This window comes from Bacillus sp. EE-W1 (assembly GCF_009760835.1).
Lineage (GTDB): Bacteria > Bacillota > Bacilli > Bacillales > Bacillaceae_G > Bacillus_A > Bacillus_A wiedmannii.
This window is the reverse complement of sequence record NZ_WIPE01000083.1, coordinates 1-7,001: the sequence shown is the minus strand read 5'-3', so window position 1 is coordinate 7,001 and position 7,001 is coordinate 1. Positions and strand designations below refer to the sequence as shown.

The 7,001-nt window shown below is 33.9% G+C and carries 10 protein-coding genes and 1 pseudogene; 4 read left to right on the top strand and 7 right to left on the bottom strand.

Going from position 1 to position 7,001, the window contains the following annotated elements:
- Nucleotides 1-26 precede the first annotated feature (26 nt).
- The 3 genes from GFJ36_RS24080 to dhp61 all read right to left on the bottom strand — a co-directional run bounded on the left by GFJ36_RS24080 (nt 27) and on the right by dhp61 (nt 1,004).
- A complete protein-coding gene (locus tag GFJ36_RS24080; RefSeq protein WP_060486607.1) occupies nt 27-389 on the bottom strand; it encodes a DUF4288 domain-containing protein in 363 nt (120 codons plus the stop codon).
- Nucleotide 390: 1 nt separating this feature from the next.
- The gene (locus tag GFJ36_RS24075) at nt 391-627 is read right to left on the bottom strand and encodes a DUF3949 domain-containing protein (protein ID WP_046956179.1); all 237 of its coding nucleotides are present in this window, start codon (nt 625-627) and stop codon (nt 391-393) included.
- 80 nt (nt 628-707) lie between these two features.
- Nucleotides 708-1,004, bottom strand: a complete 297-nt coding sequence (gene dhp61 / locus GFJ36_RS24070) for a protein Dhp61 (RefSeq protein ID WP_000456869.1) — start codon at nt 1,002-1,004, stop codon at nt 708-710.
- 152 nt (nt 1,005-1,156) lie between these two features.
- Here dhp61 and GFJ36_RS24065 point away from each other — a divergent pair, with 152 nt between their 5' ends.
- Nucleotides 1,157-1,429 (top strand): DUF3917 domain-containing protein, encoded by a 273-nt coding sequence (locus tag GFJ36_RS24065; RefSeq protein ID WP_087985429.1) that lies wholly within the window; start codon nt 1,157-1,159, stop codon nt 1,427-1,429.
- A 48-nt stretch (nt 1,430-1,477) separates the two neighbouring features.
- Here the strand turns inward: GFJ36_RS24065 and mscL are convergent, their stop codons facing one another.
- The 3 genes and pseudogenes from mscL to GFJ36_RS30285 all read right to left on the bottom strand — a co-directional run.
- A complete protein-coding gene (gene mscL, locus GFJ36_RS24060; RefSeq protein ID WP_000267007.1) occupies nt 1,478-1,879 on the bottom strand; it encodes a large conductance mechanosensitive channel protein MscL in 402 nt (133 codons plus the stop codon).
- 128 nt (nt 1,880-2,007) lie between these two features.
- Nucleotides 2,008-2,934 (bottom strand): Gfo/Idh/MocA family protein, encoded by a 927-nt coding sequence (locus GFJ36_RS24055; RefSeq protein ID WP_097889188.1) that lies wholly within the window; start codon nt 2,932-2,934, stop codon nt 2,008-2,010.
- Between the two features lie 78 nt (nt 2,935-3,012).
- Nucleotides 3,013-3,123, bottom strand: a pseudogene (locus tag GFJ36_RS30285) (ankyrin repeat domain-containing protein); the annotation flags it as partial.
- 254 nt (nt 3,124-3,377) lie between these two features.
- On the opposite strand from GFJ36_RS30285, the gene GFJ36_RS24045 reads away from it, so the two are divergent.
- From GFJ36_RS24045 to GFJ36_RS24035, 3 genes are all read left to right on the top strand, one after another.
- Nucleotides 3,378-4,832: a sensor histidine kinase gene (locus tag GFJ36_RS24045; RefSeq protein WP_157349752.1), complete on the top strand. Its 1,455-nt coding sequence runs from the start codon at nt 3,378-3,380 to the stop codon at nt 4,830-4,832.
- Between the two features lies 1 nt (nt 4,833).
- Nucleotides 4,834-5,523, top strand: a complete 690-nt coding sequence (locus tag GFJ36_RS24040; RefSeq protein ID WP_000821767.1) for a response regulator transcription factor — start codon at nt 4,834-4,836, stop codon at nt 5,521-5,523.
- A gap of 124 nt (nt 5,524-5,647) precedes the next feature.
- The gene (locus tag GFJ36_RS24035; protein ID WP_097889189.1) at nt 5,648-5,917 is read left to right on the top strand and encodes a hypothetical protein; all 270 of its coding nucleotides are present in this window, start codon (nt 5,648-5,650) and stop codon (nt 5,915-5,917) included.
- Nucleotides 5,918-5,982: 65 nt separating this feature from the next.
- Here the strand turns inward: GFJ36_RS24035 and GFJ36_RS24030 are convergent, their stop codons facing one another.
- Nucleotides 5,983-6,843, bottom strand: a complete 861-nt coding sequence (locus GFJ36_RS24030) for an alpha/beta fold hydrolase (protein ID WP_097889190.1) — start codon at nt 6,841-6,843, stop codon at nt 5,983-5,985.
- Between the last annotated feature and the right edge of the window lie 158 nt (nt 6,844-7,001).

Genomic DNA, 7,001 nt, shown 5'->3' with positions numbered 1-7,001 from the left:
AAGCTCACAGCAATTGCTGTGAGCTTTTATTCGTATTCAGGATAGTATGCTTTTACTACGGTATTTACCTTTTCAGTTTTCTTAACGTGTAAAAATCTTGCGTACAATTCTTTTCCCGTTTCAAATGGTGTATCGTCTAATTCAAACACATGCAATACTTTTCGAAACGTACACGTCACTTGCTCATCGTACATATTATCGTACGATTCTTCAGAGAGTATAGCTATCTTTTCACCTAATTCGTGAGCTTCCTCTATACTGTTTGCCTTAACAAGAATAATACTTTCTTCAAAAAGTGTATCGTGATTCTCTTCATAATGCTCATCCACTTTAGTAGGGTCAGGCTCACCAGAATGAACAGATTCAAACAATAATTTTACAGCGTACATATTATGCTGCATGTTTCACCTTATAAATAATACTTGCGACAAGAGAAGCAGGTATTGTAAATACGTTACTTTGATAATGATAATGTATTTGGGATTCTTCATAAGACATGTTGTCATATAGTTCATTTTGTGACACGTTCAGTTTTTTCTGTTTTGTCTTTAATATCTTAATATAGTTATACTGTATTGGGACGAGAATGATGAAATAGGCTAATACGATTAGTGAAATCCAAATCATTATGAACACTCCCTTATAAAGAATATTTGTATATGATAATTATATCAATTAATAGAAAAAATAACCATTTTTAATTGGGGCTAATTTTCTTCTAGAAATGCGAACAGTTCCTCTTGGTTGCTCAAATTGCGATCAATACATGTTTGTGCAATACATTTTAACCCTTGTAATAATGCTTCTATGTGCAAAGTATCGTACTGAATTGTATTTCCCTCTATCATCGTTTCGCTTTTTTCTAAGTTAATTGATATTTTTAGTACAGCTTTATTGCTTTGTAGATTTACAACTTCGATATAAAAAAACTGTTTGTCTAAGTCAATCGTAACATAATCGAATCGTTCGACTAATTCTAAATCCCCTACAGTAGTATATTCCAAATGAACCACTCCTCATTGTGTAAGTGTATGCTGTAATGCTTTCGCTACAGTTGGGGTTATTCCTTGTTATATGTCACATAAGTGCAAATTTAACTATTATAGGGCAATGTCATGTATAATAGAAAGAAAAGGCTTGTGAGGGGGGAGAAGAGATGATCGTTCTTTGGATAATTACGCTTTGTATGACTGCTATTTTTGCATATATGACGTTAAAACAAAATGGCTTAAAGCGATTAGTTCCAGGAAGTATTCTTGCAGGAATTGCCCTTATCACGTATGTAATTTCTATTTTTATTGAAAGTGTATCAGTGGACATGAGCACAAGTTTAATGTTTATGGGTATTACACTATTTGCAGGTAGTATTATGGTACTTATGGTTGCAGGTATTATTTTATTTATTCATATGAATTCGGAAACGTTATAGCATATAGAAAAGGCATGTCCCGAGGGGCATGCCTTTTTATCCGTTCAATTATGCTCTATCTTTAGAAGAGTTTTGTTGTTTTAATAAGTCGCGAATTTCGCTAAGAAGAACTTCTTCTTTTGTTGGTTCTGGAATTTCTTCTGTCTTTTCTTCTTCTTCTCTTTTAGATGTTAGTTTGTTGAACACTTTAACGAACATAAAGATAGAAGCTGCAATAATTAAGAAATCAAAAATAGTTTGGATGAAGTTACCATACATAACAGCAGATTTACCATATCCAAAATGTAAATCTGTAAAGTTAACGCCACCTAATACCATACCAAGTAATGGTGTGATAATATCTTTTACTAAAGAACTAACGATTTTACCAAATGCAGCACCGATTACAACCCCGACAGCTAAATCGATTACATTCCCTTTGAATGCGAATTTTTTAAACTCGTTCCACATGTGTTAATCCCATCCTTTCCACGATTCAATATGAAATTTATAATTCCTATCAACATATTCTATAGAAATTTGCGAGAGAAATAAAGAGGAAATGGGAATGAAAGTAAATTCTGAAAAATGTATCCGTTTTAATTTTTGTTTACATTCTCCAGTAGAGATTGTAGCAGTTGCTGCGTTTTTAATCCTTCTAATCCATCTACAACAGGCTTTGTATCTCCTTGTACACATTCAATAAAATGATGAACAGCATCTTCAAAACCACGTTGTTTTAACGTCGTATCCCATGATGGTGAACCAATTTGAGAAACTGCATTTTCCTGCTCAACTTCAAATGTGTTCATATTTTTTACGCGAATGATTTTACCTGTCGTTACAAGTTCAATTTGTTCTAAATTTGTACCGGCGTGGCGATGCATTGCGGTAGAAAGTAACAGTCCACTTGGCGTTGTATATGTGTGATGTCCGTAAAGAAGTTCATTCTTTTCATTTATTTGCATCATATTATGAACGACGTTAAGATCATCATTAGCTAACCAGCGAGCAGTATCTACAATATGTAAGTAATCATCTAACATAGTGAAGTCGTACGTATATGGCCCCACTTTATTTGTGCGGTGTTTTTCAATTCGAACCCATGAAATATTATGAGCTTGCTCTTTTGCAGTAACATACATAGGAACGAATCGGCGATTAAATCCGACCATTAACTTTCGGTTATGCTTTTCGCTCAACTCGACTAGTTGCTCAGCTTGTTCCACTGTAGCTGCTAGCGGCTTATCAACATAAACGTCAATTCCTTTTTTCAAAAGTTCAGAAACGATTTCATAATGTGTAGCAGTTGAACTATGAACGAAGATTGCATCGCATTCCGAAGCTAACGTTTCAATAGAATGAAAGTCTTGAATACGGTATTGCTGGCAAACTTGTTTCCTTTTCTCTGCGTTAGGTGTAAAAGCCCCTACAAAATTCCAATCTGTTTCTTTTGTAAGTGTTGGAAGATAGGCTTTTTGTGCGATACTTCCAAGTCCAATCATCCCAATTTTAGGTTTGTTCATGCTTATTCCCCCCTATTAATATTGATGTAACGGCTTAAATGTAGCATAGGATGGGAGAGGGAGGCAAAAATTAGCTTTTTACTTACGTCCTTCTAACAAAATCTTCTCTATCTCTTCAAAGGTATGAGCGCGAGCATGCTCTAACGGGGTAACACCATCGTTGTCTGGAATATTTACATCAGCACCGTGTAGCGCTGTCTCCATGCTTGTCATCTCCTTTTTAACTTCTTGTTCTTGTGAGCAACCTTGTAAAAAAATTACGCAACATAACATGCTTAATGTTTTTTTGAATATGGAATTTCCACCTCCTCATTTCAACTGTAAAAGAAGAACATTAAATTTTTATAAACTGACGCTAAAATTACTATAAAATCGCTTGAGTATTTGAACATATATTTTTATGCTTATGAATAACATGGTTTGTTAAAGTGAGGATGTAACATATGTCTATTAAAACAAGATTTTTATTCTCTTATATCGCTGTTATTCTCGTTTCCATCACGCTCATATTAGTCGCGGGATTTTTAATTGTTTTTTCTATAACAGGAGACTTGGAATCAGTGAAAAATTTCTATAAAAGTTCCTATATTCAAAAACCGCTTACGCCAGAAGAAGAGAATACGTATATTGAATTGAAATTAGCGGCAAAGAAAAATCAATCACAACTATTAGATGAATCGTTCGTTTCATCACTTGAAAAAGAAGGGGTGAAAATAGTTGTAAGAAAGGGAGAAACCATTTCTTATGCTACAAAAATATTTGAAGGTGTATCTTTAAAAGAAGCCATTCCGAAATTTGAATCAGCAAATATTAATAGTCGTGGTACAACAGAACTAGGCGATACATTTTATCGATATGTAAAATTTGATTTTTATTTTCCCGGAGATGAAGAAGGGAGTATATTTGTACTAAAAAGGCAAAGTTCATTTGTAGATCTTACACAAAAATTATTTCCAATTTTATTCGTAGCACTTTTACTGTTAGCGATATTACTCATTGGATTAGTAAGTTATTTCGTCTCAAGAAGTGTGATAAAACCAATTTTTGTGTTGAAAGATGCGACTGGGAGAATTAAAGAAGGGAATTTAGATTTTCAAATTCCAGTTACATCCCATGATGAAATCGGGCAATTAAATCAAGGATTTGAAGAAATGAGGAAGAAGTTAAAAGAATCGATTGAAGTGCAAACACAGTATGAAGAAAATCGAAAAGAGCTTATTTCAAACATATCTCATGATTTAAAAACACCAATTACTTCTATTATCGGATATGTGGAAGGTATAAAAGATGGGGTAGCAAATACGCCAGAAAAAATGGATAAGTATTTAACGACCATTCATACGAAGGCAAAACATATGGATACACTTATTGATGAGCTCTTTTTGTTTTCGAAGCTTGATTTGAATCGAGTTCCCTTTCAGTTTGAAACGATAGAGTTAAACGTGTTTAAGCAGGAATTATTAGAAGAGATGCAGATGGATTTAAGTGAGGAAGGTATAGAAGTTTACTTACAATTACATTCATCACCACTATATGTAACGGCTGATTGCGAAAAGATAAATAGAGTGATATCAAATTTAATTCATAATAGTGTGAAATACATGGATAAAGAAGAGAAGAAAATTACTGTAACAGTATTGAGTGATAACAATAAAGTTATTGTGAAAGTGATGGACAATGGGGCAGGTATAGAAGCTGATACGCTGCCGTATATATTTGAGCGGTTTTATCGTGCAGAGCAATCGCGAAATTCTAGCACAGGTGGAAGTGGGCTTGGCTTAGCGATAGCGAAGCAAATTGTTGAAGAACATGGCGGAGAAATTTGGGCGGAAAGTAATCTTAGGGAAGGTACAAGTATTTTCTTCTCATTGAAAAAAGTACAGGAATGTGGTGAGTAGAATGAAGAGGATTTTACTAGTAGAAGATGAAATAAGTATTGCAGAATTACAGCGAGATTATTTAGAAATTAGTGATTTTCAAGTCGATGTAGAACATTCAGGAGAAGTAGGTCTACAAATGGCTCTTCAGGAAGATTATGATTTAATTATTTTAGATATTATGCTTCCGAAAATGAATGGTTTTGAAATTTGTAAACAAATACGTGCTATAAAAGATATTCCGATTTTACTTGTTTCAGCAAAGAAGGAAGATATAGATAAAATTCGCGGACTCGGTTTAGGAGCGGATGATTATATAACGAAACCTTTTAGCCCGAGTGAATTAGTCGCAAGGGTAAAAGCTCATATTTCTCGTTATGAAAGATTATCAGGAAATGTGAGTAAGCAACGTGATACGTTATACATTCACGGAATTTCTATTGATCAGCGAGCGAGAAAAGTTTTTATAAACAATGAAGAAATTGCGTTTACAACGAAAGAATTTGATTTATTAACATTCTTTGTAACGCATCCAAACCAAGTATTAAATAAAGAACAGTTATTTGAACGTATTTGGGGACTAGACTCAGCTGGCGATTTAGCCACTGTCGTTGTTCACATTAGAAAGCTACGTGAAAAAATTGAAAGAGATCCTGCTCACCCGCAATATATTGAAACAGTATGGGGAGCTGGTTATCGCTTTAACGTGTAATATACCTGCCGAGTAATTGGCAGGTTTTTTATGTTATTCGAACGAAAAAGGGAATAATAGGTAATTTGTGTTAAAATATAAAGAGAGATAAAACATAGGAGAGCATGAGAGGGCGTGCTACATTTTGAGAGATACATTAAAAGATAATAAATCAAACAAGGCTTTAAAGATTGGAACCAATATCATACTTATCTTATTAATTATCGGTGCAATACAAATGTTTTATGATGGAGATTCTACGAATGATCATTTCGGTGGGCTATTTATGATGGTCTTTTTTGGAATTAAAATAATTTCTAGTTTTATGATAAGTTTAAAAGAAGGAGATAAAAAGGCAGTATTACTTGATGTAGGTTTAATAATTTTTTTGTTCTTCTTGTTGTTTCTAGTGTGAAATATTTCTTTTGAAAAAGCTCATAGTCTTATAGAGACTGTGAGATTTCCTTAATAATAGCGGTACTAGTGCAACGATTTATAAAATGTTTGAGTAATAGAAGTAAACCGACTGGATTCTTCTAAAAAAGGATAATGGTTACTCTCCTCAAATATCACAAAGATAGAATTACGTATGCCATCATGCATCTCAATAGAATACTGAATTGGGCACTGTACATCATGTCTTCCGCATATAATAAGTGTCTTTGTTTGGATGGAAGGTAAATGCTCTCTTAAATCAAATGAAGGATATTCATTGGCGAAAGCATTCATCCGGCTAGCGGACATTGTTTTTTGGATTGGTTTACTAAAATAAGAGTTGTAGTTTTCTGGTTTATACAATGATAATTTTGTTCTCTTAGTAGATAGTTCTTTTCTTTCTGCATTTGAAAGGTGAGGGGTTTTTAAGTTTTCGATGAGCTTTTGCATATAATGAAACTGTGGATGTGTCGGGTGATAAATACAAAATGGTGTTTCGGTATAGTTACTTGCTGCAGCTCCGGCCAAGGCTAATGATTGTAAGGAATTTGGATATGTAATTGCATATAAAAGTCCAAGCATACCACCTGTTGAATGACCGGCGAAATGCCATATTGGAAGGTGCAATGCTTCTCGTATTGCTTCTAAGTCGTGAACTGTTTCAATCATACTTAATTCTTTTTCTGAATTGGCTTTTGCTGAGTTACCAGCGTTTCGTAAATTAATGAGGAATACACGATGCGTAGCAGTGAAAACATTCGCAAAGTAATCACCAGTTTCATTAAATTGTGAATAGTGATGTGTAATGCAAAGCGGTTCGCCATTTCCTTTTGTAAAGATTTCAAATGTGCCACGTTTCGTGTTGATTATTTGTTGTGTCCACATAATATCACGACCTTTTCTCATAAAAGTTGGACCACTTAATTATGAAATAAAATATATCAGCGATTTTCGAAATATATCGGCGGTTATTAAAATATATCAGCGAATCTCAAGATATATCGGCGATTCTTGAAATATATCAGCGATTATCAAAATATATCGACTTACCGACAGAAACCGAC

Bases quoted from the DNA above. Each gene is read 5' to 3' on its own strand.
- GFJ36_RS24080 (WP_060486607.1), bottom strand. From the start codon at position 389: ATGTACGCTGTAAAATTATTGTTTGAATCTGTTCATTCTGGTGAGCCT.
- GFJ36_RS24075 (WP_046956179.1), bottom strand. From the start codon at position 627: ATGATTTGGATTTCACTAATCGTATTAGCCTATTTCATCATTCTCGTC.
- GFJ36_RS24065 (WP_087985429.1), top strand. From the start codon at position 1,157: ATGATCGTTCTTTGGATAATTACGCTTTGTATGACTGCTATTTTTGCA.
- mscL (WP_000267007.1), bottom strand. From the start codon at position 1,879: ATGTGGAACGAGTTTAAAAAATTCGCATTCAAAGGGAATGTAATCGAT.
- GFJ36_RS24055 (WP_097889188.1), bottom strand. From the start codon at position 2,934: ATGAACAAACCTAAAATTGGGATGATTGGACTTGGAAGTATCGCACAA.
- GFJ36_RS24045 (WP_157349752.1), top strand. From the start codon at position 3,378: ATGTCTATTAAAACAAGATTTTTATTCTCTTATATCGCTGTTATTCTC.
- GFJ36_RS24040 (WP_000821767.1), top strand. From the start codon at position 4,834: ATGAAGAGGATTTTACTAGTAGAAGATGAAATAAGTATTGCAGAATTA.
- GFJ36_RS24030 (WP_097889190.1), bottom strand. From the start codon at position 6,843: ATGAGAAAAGGTCGTGATATTATGTGGACACAACAAATAATCAACACG.